We start from the raw sequence: 14327 nt of genomic DNA on the forward strand, positions 1-14327 counted from the left end.
TTGAACCTCCTAAAGTTACCCAAAGAAATTTTATTAACAAACCTTTTTTTCTGTAATTTTAATGAAAATAGAATTATGTCTACTGAAGAGTTACAGTATGTCTTGGCGTTACAACACATTAAAAATCTGGGAGATACCCTTTCGAAAAAATTAATCAGGCATTTTGGATCGGCAAAAAATGTATTACAGCAAAAGAAGCAAACTTTGCTTAAAATTGATGGAATTGGTATTGCCCGATTGAAAGACTTCTTTGATGCTTCCCACCTAAAAGCAGCCGAACAAGAGCTGAAATTCATTGAAAAGAACAATATTAAAACGCTTTATTTTAAAGATGAGCGCTATCCTGAAAAATTAAAACATTGTATAGACGGCCCGGTATTGTTGTTCCAGCGCGGAAATATCAATCTAAAGAAACAGAGAATTATTAGTGTGGTGGGAACCCGAAAAATCACTCAAAGTGGAGTTGCATTTTGCGAAAAATTCATTGAAGAATTAAGTCCGTTAAATCCGGTTATCGTCTCGGGTTTTGCATACGGAGTAGATATTACAGCGCAAAGAGCGGCTATCGCCAATAATTTGCAAACCATTGGTTGTTTGGCGCACGGGTTCGATCAGATTTATCCCAAAGTGCATCATAAGTATGTGCCTTCAGTTGAAGAAAACGGTGGTTTCTTTACCGATTTTTGGAGCAGCGATGATTTCGACAGGAATAATTTTTTAAAAAGAAACCGAATAATCGCCGGTCTAAGCGAAGCAACTGTGGTGATAGAAAGTGCCGAAAAAGGCGGTTCGCTGGTCACTGCCGATATTGCCAATTCCTATAACCGGGAAGTTTTTGCTGTTCCGGGAAGACCTTCAGATAAATTGAGCAAAGGCTGCAATAATTTAATAAAATCGCAAAAAGCGCATCTGTTGAATTCCGCCGCAGATTTGGTTTATATGCTTAACTGGCAACTGGAGGAAGCTGCGAAACCGGTACAAAAACAATTATTTATAGATCTTGATGAGGAGGAAAATAATGTGTTCGGATTTTTGCAAAAGGAAGGGAAAGCCCAGTTAGACAGCATTGCACTAAACTGTGACTTTCCCTCTTATAAAACTGCGGGTATTTTAATTAATATGGAATTAAAAGGCGTGGTGCGCCCATTACCCGGTAAATTATTTGAATTAATCTAGTAACCTACTTTTGTTCTAACTCTATTAATAACCTCATTGGCCACATTCCTGGCTTTTTCGGCGCCAACTTCCAGGGCTTTATCCAATTCTTCCAGGTTATTCATATAATATTCATACTTTTTTCTTGGCGTTTCAAACTGCTCTAAAAGTACTTCGTATAAGGCTTGTTTTGCGTGTCCGTAACCAAAGCCTCCAGCTTCATAATTCTTTCGCATTTCTGCAATTTGTGCTTCAGAAGCTACTAATTTGTACAAGTTGAAAACATTGCAGGTATCAGGATTTTTAGGTTCTTCCAAAGGCGTACTATCGGTTGCGATAGCCATAATTTGTTTCCTGAGTTTTTTATCGGTGACAAAAAGATTTATCGTGTTACTTTTAGATTTACTCATTTTGGCACCATCAGTGCCCGGAACGTACATCGTGTTTTCTTGAACTTTTGCTTCAGGAATTACAAAAGTTTCGCCCATTTTTGAATGAAAACGGGAAGCTACATCTCGCGTAATTTCCAAATGCTGAAGCTGGTCTTTTCCTACCGGTACAATTTCGGCATCATACAACAAAATATCTGCGGCCATTAGCATTGGGTAAGTGAAAAGTCCGGCGTTTACATCTTCTAACCTATCTGATTTATCTTTAAAAGAATGCGCCAGAGTTAAGCGTTGATAAGGAAAAAAGCAGCTTAAATACCAGGAAAGCTCTGCCGTTTGCGGAATATCGCTCTGGCGGTAAAATACCGTCTTTTCAATATCAATTCCACAAGCCAGCCAGGTTGCGGCCACAGAGTAAGTGTTATTTCTTAAAGTTTCGGCATCTTTTATTTGGGTTAGCGAATGCATATCGGCAATAAAAATAAAAGAATCGTTATCGGGTTTATTGGCCATTTCTATAGCCGGTAAAATTGCTCCCAATAAATTTCCCAGGTGGGGAGTTCCTGTGCTTTGTACTCCTGTAAGAATTCTGGACATCTGCTTTTTCTGTTTTCTGCAAAGGTACTTTTTTTACCGAATTCCCTCGGTTCAATTTAGTACTTTTGGTTCCTATGAGCATTCTACGCACAATACTTACTTTTTTATGGAGAATCTGGTTTTATATTCTTCTGGTATTACCAATTTTAGTAATGTTCCCCGTGCTTGTTGTTTTCTCTTCTTCTGAAAGACTTTATCCTAAATATTATGTTTGCGCCCGTATTTGGGCTAAATGTATCTTATACGGAATGGGTTTTTATCCTGAAATTAAAAGGATGCAGCAACTTGACCCGAAGAAGAATTATATGTTGGTGGCCAACCACACTTCTATGATAGACATTATGATGATGCTGGTAATAATTAAGCAACCATTTATTTTTGTTGGAAAGAGGGAACTTGCTAAAATTCCGGTTTTTGGTTTTTTCTACCGGAAAACAAACATAACCGTAGATAGAAATTGCGCTAAAAGCAAACAGCATGTAGTGACCGAGGCCCGAAGAAGATTAGATATGGGAATGAGTATTTGCATTTTCCCTGAAGGCGGAGTTCCTGAAGATAGATCGCTTGTTTTAGATACTTTTAAAGATGGTGCATTTAGATTGGCAATTGCGCACCATATCCCTATTGTTCCGATAACTTTTTACGATAATAAAAAGCGATTTTCCTATAAGTTCATTTCCGGTGGGCCGGGAAAACTCAGGGTGAAAATCCAAGAATTCATTAGCACCAAAGAAATGCAGCCGGGTGACAGGAGGGAGTTGAGAAACCAAACGCGGCAGGTAATTTTTGAGGAGCTCACTAAAGATTTGGAGAAAAAAAATCCTTCAAAATAAATATTCTGAAGGATCTAATTCATTTCATAGGTGTTAAAAATTAAAACTTATCCCCGAATATATACCAAAGTAAAACGGTCTAACGCCTGGAGCATCATCAAAAGTATCTAGCTGATATTTAAAGATCGGTTCTAAATTCAGCATAAAACTGTCGGTAATTTTATAATCCAGCCCCACGCCAACATTTGTGCTAAAGCTAACTTTATTGATGTTATTGGCTTCGCCAATTCTGGTGTTCTGATTATTGGTATTTACCTTTATACTGTTTTCATCTAAAAATAGGCTACTTCCTCCTGCAATTAGGTTAAGACCAATTTTACTGTCAATAAGATTATATTCTATTTCTAATGGAATTTCAATAAAACCGAACTGCTGATTGATCTCTCCCGGTAATGCCATATTATTGACAGAGGAAAAGTTAGAATTATTGTCACTATCAATATTGCCGGGAAGACCGCTTGGAGCCGCATTTTCTAATTGAACATTGTTCCCTGAAGATTCATAATTTATAGAACTAATAGTATTTGGATTTAATGAGGCAGAAAAAACGATGTCTTCTACATTATAGCTCATTGCTACCTTAGAAATCCCACTTCTTATCTTTATTTTTTCTGATATTGAATAAGCTAAATTCATACCATAGGCCATACTTACCTGGGAGCTGGTATTATTACTGGAAAATTGAGGGTCTATAGCATTCCCGCTGCCTATATTGTCATAAAAAACAGGAGCCGCAAAAGTGCTTAACCTAAGTTTCTTTTTAGAAGCTTCAGCAATAAGTTCTTCTTCCTTATCGAGATTTTTTTCTTCTTCTATTTGTGCTAATTGTTCTGCTATTTCAAGGCTGTCTTTGAGGGAAATCGCTTCTTCTTTTTCATTATTTTCTTTACTGTTTTCGGCGATTGCTTCAGGCTTCTGTTCGTTTTTTGATTTTGGATTGATGAAATCCTGATTTTGAATTTTTTCTTCTTCTGAATCTTGATGATCTTCTCCCACTATTGCTGAATTTTGCTCATTTAATTTACCTGCGGTATTTTCTGAATTTTGTTCTTCAGCTGAATCATTAGAAGTTTTTATGGCTTCTGAATTAGTATTTTCTGAAGCTATAGCCGAATTGTTATTAGCTGATGAGGTGTTGGCACCTTCAGCAGTTGAATAAGCAGCTTCATTAACATCTTTCAAGATTTTTGAAGCATTTATAAACTGTTCGTTTTTATTGATTTCGGGTAAATTTATTTGGGGTTTTGCAGTTTCTTCTACTTCAAAAACTACTTTGGTATTGGTAAAATTATTTTGACTAAAAAAATAACCGCCAAGCATTAAAGCTAAAACCGCGGCCACACCGCCAACTTTAAACCATAACGGAATTATAAAAGGCTTTTTCTTATCTTTCTCTTGCAGTTTGCCAGCAATATTATCCCATAACTCAGGTCGCGGTTCGGGGGCAAAATCCCTGAACTTTTCCTGGTAGAGCCGGTCTATGTTCTTTCTTTCTTTCATAGTGATTGCACCTTATTATCGTTGAGGTGGTTTTCTATTTTTTCTTTCAAAATATTCCTGGCGCGGGCCAGATTAGATTTTGAACTTCCAACACTTATGTTTAGCATATCGGCAATTTCTTTGTGAGAAAACCCGTCTAACGCATAGAGGTTAAAAATTTGTCGGTAGCGTTCAGGTAACTTATGAATGCTTTCTAATAGAAAATCGGTAGTAATTTCTTCGTCATCAATTTCAACTACTGGATCTTCCAGTATATTCTCATTAATGATTTCAAAATATTTTTCTTTTCGGTGCTTTTGTAGGGTGGTATTTATCACAATTCGTTTCATCCAACCTTCAAAAGATCCCTTGTCTCCATATTGATCTATTTTATTGAATATGGTCATGAAACCATCCTGCAGGTTGTCTTCGGCCTGCTGGTAGTTATTAGAATACTTAAGGCACAGGCCAAAAAGTTTACCGGAGTACATACGGTAAAGCTTTTCCTGTGCCCTAATATCCTGTTTTTTACACTGAAGTATGAGTTTTTCTAAACTCACTAACTTAGATTGTTATTCGTTAGTATTCTCTTGTGGGGTTTCCGGCTCCGGTTCTCCTACCGGAACATCAACGATTAAAAATTCCCCTTCGTCATTTTCATCAAAACCTGTAAGAAGCTTAAACTGGTAATTGTTATAGTCTTCACTGGTAATTCTTAGGTCTCTAATAGTTTTGGACTCATTTAAATCTCCTTCTTCTGTGCATTCTGTTAGATTGGCATCATAAGAAGTTACCGCATAAATTTCTATAACATAGATAGAGTCATTTTCTTCATCGATATATTCGTCGAAATCAAATGTGACGAAACTGTGGCAAGCGTTGGGCAACTCATAACTAACTTCCAGATCATAACTTTCGCCAATTTCAAAAAAACCAGGAAGATCTGCATCGGTTATTTTTGCGAAGTCATAATTTACATTCGGGCCGTCATCATTCGTATCACAACTGTAGATACTTACGGCTAAAATCATTAATAAAGCAATTCTTTTCATTTTAGATATATTATTTAGGGTTATCTATTTCATAGATGCAGCATGAATGAAAAGGTTGCGTCCGGAATCAAAAAAATCCCTCTTTTTAAGGGATTTTTAAGATTTGGTTATTTTTTACTTTTAAAATGCTAACAGGCTTAAGTGACGTTAGTCACTGATTTTAAGCTTCTTTGGCTACTTTTATAGCATTTTTAATTTTTTCTTCAAGTTCCTCCATTAAATCAGGATTGTCTTTTAGCAGTATTTTCACCGCATCACGACCCTGACCTAATTTTGTGTCTTCGTAGCTAAACCAGGAACCGCTTTTCTTCACGATCTCATAATCTACCCCAATATCTATAATTTCACCAATTTTAGAGATTCCTTCGCCATACATAATGTCGAATTCAGCCATTTTAAATGGTGGAGCTACTTTGTTTTTCACAACTTTCACACGAGTTTTATTACCCATTACATTGCTGTTGCTGTCCTTAATTTGCGTAGAACGTCTAATATCTAAACGCACCGAAGCATAAAATTTAAGGGCGTTACCACCGGTAGTAGTTTCGGGATTTCCAAACATCACCCCAATCTTTTCCCTAAGCTGGTTAATAAAGATTACGGTACAATTTGTTTTACTAATAGAAGAAGTAAGTTTTCTAAGAGCCTGAGACATTAAACGGGCGTGTAATCCCATTTTAGAATCTCCCATTTCTCCTTCAATCTCACTTTTTGGAGTAAGCGCTGCAACCGAATCTATCACGATAATATCTATAGCACCAGAGCGAATTAAATTATCGGTAATCTCTAAAGCCTGCTCCCCGTTATCGGGTTGAGAAATAATTAGGTTTTCTATATCTACGCCTAAGTTTTGAGCATAAGTACGGTCAAAAGCGTGTTCTGCATCAATAAATGCGGCAATTCCTCCTTTTTGCTGGGCTTCAGCTATTGCGTGTAATGTTAAAGTTGTTTTTCCTGAAGATTCCGGTCCATAAATTTCAATAACCCGTCCTCTTGGATATCCGCCTACACCCATAGCCAGATCTAAGCCTAAAGAACCCGTAGATATTGCATCTACATCGGCTACGGCCTGGTCACTCATCTTCATTACGGTACCCTTTCCGTAGGTTTTATCCATTTTATCCAGGGTAAGCTTTAAGGCCTTTAATTTTGCTTCTTTTTCTTTATCGTTGCTCATAATTTGAATAATCTATTTAGAGAGTTGCTAAATTACTATAAGTTTTGCTGCATCACAATTTTATATGCGCGGCTTTTGTATATTTACTTTTCTAGGGAGATTTAAAACAGTTTTACCCTTACGCTTAAGTGTTTTAAATTTTTTACATTGTGCCTTGCGGACTTGCTCCGGGCTATTTTACTTAAACAGAAATTTAAAAATTAACCCTGCCTATGAGATTTTTGAAAAAGAGTCTGTTTACGCCTGGTTTTGGTACTTCAGTTATTATTTTGCTGAATGTAAACTGCCGGGTAGATGGTGGCTAGAATTTAAAAATCTAATTTATGAAGCAAAGTAAAAAAGATTACAAACCGAATTAGCCACACAAAAAATACCCTGGGAAATCACTTTTCAGGGCATTTTTTCTTCCTTGAAATTTAAACGTATCTTTGCAAAAATTTTTCTTTAACCTTAACATTAGTATAGCATGCAACTGTACAATAAATTAAGCGCTAAAGAGAGGGAAGCACTTATAGACGAAGCGGGAGAAGACCGTTTAACGCTCTCTTTTTATGCCTACGCCAAAATTGGCAATCCACACTTATTCAGAAATCATCTTTTTATCGCCTGGGACCACATGGACGTGCTTGGCCGCATTTATGTTGCGCACGAAGGGATTAATGCCCAACTTTCAGTTCCGGCAAAACGATTTGAAGAGTTTAAAGAATTTATAGATAATATTTATTTTCTTGAAGGAGTTAGGCTAAATATTGCCATAGAACACGATGCCAAGGCCTTTTTAAAATTGAAGGTGAAAGTGCGTAAAAAGATTGTAGCCGACGGGCTTAACGACAGTACTTTTGATGTAACTAATAAAGGGGTGCATGTAGACGCTCTCAAATTCAATGAACTTATTAACGATCCCAACACTGTATTGGTAGATATGCGAAATCACTACGAAAGTGAAATAGGTCATTTTCAGGGTGCGATTACCCCAGATGTAGATACGTTTAGAGATTCGTTGCCGATTATAGAAGATGACCTAAAAGATTATAAAGAAGATAAAAACCTAGTCATGTATTGCACCGGCGGAATTCGGTGTGAAAAGGCCAGTGCATATTATAAACACAAAGGTTTTAAAAATGTGTATCAGCTGGAAGGCGGTATTATTGAATACGCTCGCCAGGTTGAAAAACAAAAACTGGAAAATAAATTTATAGGAAAGAACTTCGTTTTTGATCATCGCCGGGCTGAGCAGATTTCAGATGAAGTGATTGCGCATTGCCACCAGTGCGGTAAAGCTTGCGATAAGCATGTAAACTGTGCTAATGAAGCCTGTCACCTGCTTTTTATTCAGTGTGAAGAATGTGCAGAGAAAATGGATAATTGCTGTTCTAAAGCCTGTCAGGAAATTGCCGCTTTACCTTACGAGGAGCAAAAAGCTTTGCGAAAAGGAAAGGGAAACAGCAATAAAATATTCAAAAAAGGACGTTCTGAAGTTTTAAAATATAAAAGTTAACACAGCGTTCTAAAAAGGGAGTGCCAATTAATATTGGTATATTTACTCGATAATCCAGATTTAATTGTTCTGAGGCTTTTCTCTGTTCTAATTAATATTTTTTGTATCATAACTCTCGGGATTACCCGAGGTTCTTGATTAGAAACTCAATATAAACCCAAAAGTCTGCAAAGCAATTTGCAAGACTTACAACATATAAATATTTATGGCTTGTAGCAGTTGCTCAACCAAAGACGGAACACCAAAAGGATGCAAAAGTAACGGGACCTGCGGTACAGATTCCTGTAATAAACTTTCTGTATTCGATTGGCTTGCAAATATGTCTATGCCCAATGGCATAGAACCATTCAATTACGTAGAAGTTCGTTTTAAAAACGGAAGAAAACACTTTTTTAAAAATGTAGAAAACCTAAGCCTAAGTATGGGCGATGCAGTAGCTGTTGAAGCTTCTCCCGGCCACGATGTGGGTATGGTAAGCCTTACCGGCGAGCTGGTAAGGGTGCAAATGAAAAAGAAAAAAGTTAAACCCGATAGCGAAGAAGTACTTAAAATTTACCGAAAAGCGACCCAAAAAGATCTTGATGTTTGGGAGGAAGTTCGGAGCAAGGAAGAAGCGATAAAGAAAAGAGCCCGCGAGATTGCAATTAGGCTAAATCTAAGTATGAAGATTAGCGATATTGAATTTCAGGGAGATGCTTCAAAAGCAACTTTTTACTATACAGCAGATGATCGTGTAGATTTCCGCCAGTTAATCAAAGAATTCGCAAGGGAATTCAATACCCGAATTGAAATGCGGCAAATTGGTCTGCGCCAGGAAGCTGCCCGACTTGGCGGAATTGGGTCTTGTGGTCGTGAACTATGTTGTTCTACCTGGCTTACCGATTTTAGATCGGTAAGTACTTCTGCAGCGAGATATCAGCAATTATCTTTGAATCCGCAGAAATTAGCTGGGCAATGCGGTAAGTTAAAATGCTGTCTTAATTACGAGCTGGATTCTTATCTGGAAGCTTTAAAGACTTTTCCACGAACAGACACGAAACTTTTCACTAAAAAAGGAACTGCGGTTTGCCAAAAAATTGACATTTTTAAAGGCGTGCTTTGGTATGCATACGAGGGTGAGTGGATGAACTGGCATCAATTAACAGCAGAACAGGCGAATAAAATTATAGCTTCAAATCGTAAAAAAGAAGACGTTGCGAGCCTTGAGGAGTTTGAAGTACAGCTTCAGTTAGAAGAAAAACGAGATTTCAATAATGTAGTGGGGCAGGATAGCTTAACGCGTTTTGATAAACCTAAAGGTCAGAATAAAAAAAGTAAGTCTAAAAAGCGAAGAAAACGTAAAGGAAAACCTTCGAATAATGCGTAAAGCAGTGTTTTTAATTTTTATTGGCGCTTTTGCCTTATTTGCTTCCTGTGATAAAAAGCGGGTTTATGATGAATATAAACCTATAACAGGGGGCTGGGAAAAAGATTCTACTTTGGTCTTTAATTTAGGAGAGCTTGATTCTTTGCAAAACTATAATCTGTTTCTAAACGTTAGAAATAATAAAGACTATAATTACAGTAACCTGTTTTTAATTACCGAAATGCGATTTCCGCAAGGAAAAGTTATTACTGATACCCTGGAATATGAAATGGCTGCGCCAGATGGAACATGGCTTGGTACGGGTTTTGGTGATGTAAAAGAAAGTAAACTCTGGTATAAAGAAAATGTGAGTTTTACTGAACCCGGCGAATATAAAATTGCCATAAAACAGGCAATGCGTAAAAACGACGAGGTTGAAGGAATAGAAAATTTAGAAGGAATTACTCACATAGGTTTTAGAATAGAAGAAAACCTGCAATAATTTTTGAATAAATGGCCGCAACACAAAGGAAGCAGCAAAAGCCCAAAACCAGCAAGAGATCTTATATAATTGGTTTTTGGACGATTTTTGGTATAGGTTTATTAGCTGTAGTTTTAATATTCTTACTGGCTGGCTGGGGCGCGTTTGGTAAGATGCCCGATTTTGAAGAACTCGAAAACCCTGAAACCAATCTCGCTACCGAAATTTTTTCTTCAGATGGAGAGACTTTGGGTAAATATTACAGTGAAAACCGTACACCTATAAAGTATGATGATCTTCCCGATCACCTTATTGAAGCTCTTGTAGCTACTGAAGACGAGCGTTTTTATAAACACGCCGGGATTGATGCAAAAGGTACACTTAGAGCTGCTTTTTACCTGGGAACCCGTGGTGGGGCAAGTACCATAACTCAACAGCTTTCGAAACTTTTGTTTACCGAAGATGTTTCTAATAATACTTTTGCCAGACTTTTGCAGAAAGTAAAGGAATGGAATATCGCTACACAACTGGAAAGACAATACACAAAAGAAGAAATTATTACCATGTATTTTAATAAATACGATTTTGTGTATCAGGCTGTGGGAATTCGCTCAGCCTCAAAAATTTACTTCGGAAAAGAAGCTAAAAACCTTAATATAGAAGAATCTGCGGTTTTAGTAGCAATGCTAAAAAATGCTGCTTTGTATAATCCGGTGCGTAGACCGGAATTGGTAAAACAGCGCCGGAATCAGGTTTTTGTTCAAATGAATAAAAACGGGTATCTCTCTGAACAGGAAAAAGATTCTCTTCAAAAATTACCTCTTACCCTTGATTTTTCTCCCGAAGGTCACGATGAGGGAATGGCGACTTACTTCCGTGTTTACCTGCAAGGATTTATGAGAGATTGGATTGAGAAAAACCCAAAACCCGATGGTACTGAATACAGCCTTTACCGCGACGGATTAAAAATTTATACCAGCATAGATTCTAAAATGCAGCAATATGCTGAAACTGCGGTAGAAAAACACATTTCCCACCTGCAGAAGGAATTTGACAGGCAAAATAAAAACAATAAAACGGCCCCTTTTCGGGATTTAGAACAGGATCAGATTAATAATATTGTAAGAAGCGCTATGCAACGCTCGGTGCGATGGAGAGAGATGGAAGATCAGGGGAAATCTGAAGAAGATATTCTGGCTTCTTTCGATAAAGAAACCAAAATGCGTGTTTTTTCCTGGGATGGAGTAAAGGACACGATTATGACACCTAAAGATTCAATCTTTTATTACAAAGGATTTTTACAGGCCGGTTTAATGTCTATGACGCCTCAAACAGGGGAAGTAAGAGCCTGGGTTGGTGGAACCAATTTTAAGCATTTTAAATACGATCACGTAAAACAAGGAAAACGCCAGGTAGGTTCTACCTTTAAGCCTTTTGTATATGCAACAGCTATAGATCAGTTAAAGCTATCTCCTTGCGATATGATGCCTAAAAATAAATTTACTATTGAAGCCGGGAAATACGGGAATATTAAAGATTGGTCTCCGGCAAATGCTAACGGCGAATATGAGGGGATGATAAGCTTGAAAAATGCCCTGGCGCAATCGGTGAATACCGTAACAGCCAGATTGATCGATAAAACAGGACCTGGACCGGTTTTAGACTTAGTAAAGAAATTAGGTGTTGATACCGAAAACTTTTCTGAAGGCCCGGCAATTGCTTTGGGTACCGAGGATATGAGTCTTTTTGAAATGGTTTCGGCTTACAGCACGTTTGTAAATGAAGGTGTGTATGTAAAACCGGTAATTGTAAACCGAATAGAGGATAAAAACGGAACCGTACTTTATCAACACGTGCCGGAAACGCGAGATGTGCTGAACAAAGAAGCCGCTTATGTAACGGTAAATATTTTAGAAGGTGTTACTCAAAACGGTTCAGGGGTTCGCTTACGCGGAACATATGCTAAAGAATTTGATCATTATAAACGTGGGGTAACCGGTTATCCTTACGATTTTAAAAATCCTATTGCCGGTAAAACCGGAACCACACAAAACCAAAGTGACGGTTGGTTTATGGGCATGGTTCCCAACCTCGTAACCGGCGTTTGGGTTGGTGCCGAAGATCGTGCGGTGCATTTTCCGAATTTAACTTACGGCCAGGGTGCTACTATGGCGTTACCAATTTGGGGAATGTATATGAAAGATCTTTATGCAGATGAAGAACTGGATATTTCACAAGATGCTTTTCCAAAACCCGATAACCTATCTATTGCAATAGATTGCAGCGAGTATAATCAGGAAAATCAATCTGAAACCGATAGTGTTCCTGATGAGTTAGATTTTTAAGATTTAGCAAAAATCTTTCGTTATTTTTCAGAAAAATATAATCTACCAGGCTAAAAGCATTGTAGCAGCATTTTTATTTTCGTATTTTTCGGTAAAATTAAATACCGATGATTAGAAAAACTGTAGCAAATGTAGAAGATGCTTTGCAGGGCGTAGAAGATGGTATGACGTTTATGCTGGGTGGTTTTGGCCTTAGCGGGATTCCTGAAAACGCCATTTCAGAACTTGTGTGTCTTAATGTAAAAAACCTTACTTGTATATCAAATAACGCAGGGGTAGACGACTTTGGCCTCGGACTTTTACTTCAAAAAAAGCAAATAGATAAAATGGTTTCTTCCTATGTGGGGGAAAACGACGAGTTTGAGCGGCAAATGCTTAGCGATGAACTGGATGTAGAACTAATTCCGCAAGGGACTTTGGCAGCGCGTTGCCAGGCAGCCCAACAGGGATTTCCCGCAATGTATACACCAGCCGGTTACGGTACCGAGGTTTCGCAATTTAAAGAAACCCGTGAATTTGATGGTAAAATGTATGTGCTGGAGAAAGCTTTTAAAGCCGATTTTGCTTTTGTGAAAGCCTGGAAAGGTGACAAAGCCGGAAACCTTATTTTTAAAGGAACCGCCCGTAATTTTAATCCGTTAATGTGTGGTGCTGCAAAAATCACCGTTGTTGAAGTTGAAGAACTGGTAGAACCGGGAGAATTAGATCCTAATCAAATTCATATTCCTGGAATTTTTGTTCAGCGTATTTTTGAAGGAAAGAATTACGAAAAACGCATTGAAAAAAGAACGGTTAGAAAGAAGTGATTTGAAGATATAGATTTCCGCCTTCGCGGAAATGACAAAATACAAGTTTATGTTAGATAAAGAAGGAATAGCAAAACGCATTGCAAAAGAGGTGAAAGACGGGTATTATGTGAATCTGGGAATTGGGATTCCTACTCTTGTAGCCAATTTTGTGCGTGACGATATAGAAGTAGAATTTCAGAGTGAAAATGGAATCCTGGGAATGGGACCTTTTCCTTTTGAAGGCGAAGAAGACGCCGATCTTATTAATGCAGGAAAACAAACTATCACCGCGCTTCCCGGGGCGAGTTTCTTTGATTCGGCAATGAGTTTTGGAATGATTCGCGGCCAACACGTAGATCTTACTATTTTAGGTGCTATGGAAGTTGCCGAAAATGGCGACATCGCCAACTGGAAAATACCGGGGAAAATGGTAAAAGGTATGGGTGGTGCTATGGATCTTGTAGCCAGTGCTGAAAATATTATTGTAGCGATGATGCATACCAACAAAGCAGGTGATTCTAAATTGCTTAAAAAATGTTCGCTGCCTTTAACCGGCGTTGCCTGTGTAACCAAAATTGTAACTAACCTTGCGGTTATTGAAGTTACTAAAAATGGATTTAAACTGTTGGAAAGAGCTCCCGGAGTAAGTGTAGAAGAAATCGAAAAAGCAACAGAAGGGAAGTTACTTGTAGAGGGTGATATTCCTGAAATGCAGTTATAAAAAAATCCGGCAGTAACTTTAAATTACTGCCGGAAAATATTTCTATTTTAAATCACATTAAGTTAGTGAAGTTGATTCAGCTTCAAGATCTACTAAGAAATCAATAGCTTCTTTTTGCGAAATAATTTTTCCACGCGTATTGGCCTGGGAGAAATAATCGTACCAACCTACTTTCTTTAAGTTCTCTTCCAAAGTTTCTACATTATCTATAGAAGGCATTTTCCAAACCGTAAAGTAGCGGTACTGGCTTCTGTAATTAGTATGTTCATCATTTAAAGCCCAGCCTAGATTTTCTACACCATTCTCTTTCAAACCGGTAATTCTATCCTGCATATTTTCCATGAGCTCCCGTCTTTTATCTTTAGACAGGTCTATCCACTTTCCGGTTACATTCCACATTTCAATATACAAATACATAATTTTATGGTTTTAATAGTTATATACTTCAAGTTAGTGAAAAAATTATG

General features: G+C 37.7%; 14 protein-coding genes. 8 read left to right on the plus strand and 6 right to left on the minus strand.

Features of this window, described 5'->3' with window-relative positions; translation table 11 throughout:
• Positions 1–75: 75 nt before the first annotated feature.
• Positions 76–1176, plus strand: coding sequence for a DNA-processing protein DprA (gene dprA, locus LB465_RS08935; RefSeq protein ID WP_224469458.1), 1101 nt, complete (start codon positions 76–78; stop codon positions 1174–1176).
• On the opposite strand, the gene trpS is transcribed toward dprA, so the two are convergent.
• Positions 1173–2141 carry a tryptophan--tRNA ligase gene (gene trpS, locus LB465_RS08940; RefSeq protein WP_224469460.1) on the minus strand — a complete coding sequence of 323 codons (969 nt, stop codon included), beginning with the start codon at positions 2139–2141 and terminating at the stop codon, positions 1173–1175. The two genes, dprA and trpS, sit on opposite strands and share 4 nt — an antisense overlap.
• Before the next feature lie 74 nt (positions 2142–2215).
• Here trpS and LB465_RS08945 point away from each other — a divergent pair, with 74 nt between their 5' ends.
• Complete coding sequence (locus LB465_RS08945; RefSeq protein WP_224469463.1) at positions 2216–2974, plus strand: lysophospholipid acyltransferase family protein; 759 nt, start codon at positions 2216–2218, stop codon at positions 2972–2974.
• Between the two features lie 33 nt (positions 2975–3007).
• Here LB465_RS08945 and LB465_RS08950 read toward each other — a convergent pair whose 3' ends face one another.
• The 4 genes from LB465_RS08950 to recA form a co-directional block, all read right to left on the minus strand.
• Positions 3008–4474 (minus strand): hypothetical protein, encoded by a 1467-nt coding sequence (locus LB465_RS08950; RefSeq protein WP_224469466.1) that lies wholly within the window; start codon positions 4472–4474, stop codon positions 3008–3010.
• Entirely contained in the window at positions 4471–5013 is a 543-nt protein-coding gene (locus LB465_RS08955) for an RNA polymerase sigma factor (RefSeq protein WP_224469468.1), read from the minus strand. The genes LB465_RS08950 and LB465_RS08955 overlap by 4 nt, the downstream gene beginning before the upstream one ends.
• Before the next feature lie 12 nt (positions 5014–5025).
• Positions 5026–5505: a hypothetical protein gene (locus LB465_RS08960; RefSeq protein WP_224469470.1), complete on the minus strand. Its 480-nt coding sequence runs from the start codon at positions 5503–5505 to the stop codon at positions 5026–5028.
• 160 nt (positions 5506–5665) lie between these two features.
• Entirely contained in the window at positions 5666–6682 is a 1017-nt protein-coding gene (recA, locus tag LB465_RS08965; RefSeq protein ID WP_037318463.1) for a recombinase RecA, read from the minus strand.
• A 466-nt stretch (positions 6683–7148) separates the two neighbouring features.
• Here recA and trhO point away from each other — a divergent pair, with 466 nt between their 5' ends.
• The 6 genes from trhO (at position 7149) to LB465_RS08995 (ending at position 13860) form a co-directional block, all read left to right on the plus strand.
• On the plus strand, positions 7149–8180 hold the full coding sequence (gene trhO / locus LB465_RS08970) for an oxygen-dependent tRNA uridine(34) hydroxylase TrhO (protein ID WP_224469473.1): 1032 nt from the start codon (positions 7149–7151) through the stop codon (positions 8178–8180).
• Between the two features lie 205 nt (positions 8181–8385).
• Complete coding sequence (locus LB465_RS08975) at positions 8386–9546, plus strand: PSP1 domain-containing protein (protein ID WP_224469475.1); 1161 nt, start codon at positions 8386–8388, stop codon at positions 9544–9546.
• On the plus strand, positions 9539–10027 hold the full coding sequence (locus LB465_RS08980; RefSeq protein WP_224469477.1) for a gliding motility lipoprotein GldH: 489 nt from the start codon (positions 9539–9541) through the stop codon (positions 10025–10027). The genes LB465_RS08975 and LB465_RS08980 overlap by 8 nt, the downstream gene beginning before the upstream one ends.
• A gap of 11 nt (positions 10028–10038) precedes the next feature.
• Positions 10039–12351: a penicillin-binding protein 1A gene (locus tag LB465_RS08985; RefSeq protein ID WP_224469479.1), complete on the plus strand. Its 2313-nt coding sequence runs from the start codon at positions 10039–10041 to the stop codon at positions 12349–12351.
• 107 nt (positions 12352–12458) lie between these two features.
• A complete protein-coding gene (locus LB465_RS08990) occupies positions 12459–13157 on the plus strand; it encodes a CoA transferase subunit A (RefSeq protein WP_224469482.1) in 699 nt (232 codons plus the stop codon).
• Positions 13158–13206: 49 nt separating this feature from the next.
• Positions 13207–13860: a CoA transferase subunit B gene (locus LB465_RS08995; RefSeq protein WP_224469484.1), complete on the plus strand. Its 654-nt coding sequence runs from the start codon at positions 13207–13209 to the stop codon at positions 13858–13860.
• 57 nt (positions 13861–13917) lie between these two features.
• Here the strand turns inward: LB465_RS08995 and LB465_RS09000 are convergent, their stop codons facing one another.
• A complete protein-coding gene (locus LB465_RS09000; RefSeq protein WP_224469486.1) occupies positions 13918–14277 on the minus strand; it encodes a DUF6616 family protein in 360 nt (119 codons plus the stop codon).
• Positions 14278–14327 lie beyond the last annotated feature (50 nt).

The sequence above is a fragment of the Salegentibacter lacus genome, assembly GCF_020164555.1.
Taxonomy (GTDB): domain Bacteria; phylum Bacteroidota; class Bacteroidia; order Flavobacteriales; family Flavobacteriaceae; genus Salegentibacter; species Salegentibacter lacus.

Bases quoted from the DNA above. Each gene is read 5' to 3' on its own strand.
- LB465_RS08985 (WP_224469479.1), top strand. From the start codon at position 10,039: ATGGCCGCAACACAAAGGAAGCAGCAAAAGCCCAAAACCAGCAAGAGA.
- LB465_RS08960 (WP_224469470.1), bottom strand. From the start codon at position 5,505: ATGAAAAGAATTGCTTTATTAATGATTTTAGCCGTAAGTATCTACAGT.
- LB465_RS08950 (WP_224469466.1), bottom strand. From the start codon at position 4,474: ATGAAAGAAAGAAAGAACATAGACCGGCTCTACCAGGAAAAGTTCAGG.
- LB465_RS08945 (WP_224469463.1), top strand. From the start codon at position 2,216: ATGAGCATTCTACGCACAATACTTACTTTTTTATGGAGAATCTGGTTT.
- trhO (WP_224469473.1), top strand. From the start codon at position 7,149: ATGCAACTGTACAATAAATTAAGCGCTAAAGAGAGGGAAGCACTTATA.
- LB465_RS08980 (WP_224469477.1), top strand. From the start codon at position 9,539: ATGCGTAAAGCAGTGTTTTTAATTTTTATTGGCGCTTTTGCCTTATTT.
- LB465_RS08975 (WP_224469475.1), top strand. From the start codon at position 8,386: ATGGCTTGTAGCAGTTGCTCAACCAAAGACGGAACACCAAAAGGATGC.
- LB465_RS08990 (WP_224469482.1), top strand. From the start codon at position 12,459: ATGATTAGAAAAACTGTAGCAAATGTAGAAGATGCTTTGCAGGGCGTA.
- LB465_RS08995 (WP_224469484.1), top strand. From the start codon at position 13,207: ATGTTAGATAAAGAAGGAATAGCAAAACGCATTGCAAAAGAGGTGAAA.
- LB465_RS09000 (WP_224469486.1), bottom strand. From the start codon at position 14,277: ATGTATTTGTATATTGAAATGTGGAATGTAACCGGAAAGTGGATAGAC.
- trpS (WP_224469460.1), bottom strand. From the start codon at position 2,141: ATGTCCAGAATTCTTACAGGAGTACAAAGCACAGGAACTCCCCACCTG.
- dprA (WP_224469458.1), top strand. From the start codon at position 76: ATGTCTACTGAAGAGTTACAGTATGTCTTGGCGTTACAACACATTAAA.
- recA (WP_037318463.1), bottom strand. From the start codon at position 6,682: ATGAGCAACGATAAAGAAAAAGAAGCAAAATTAAAGGCCTTAAAGCTT.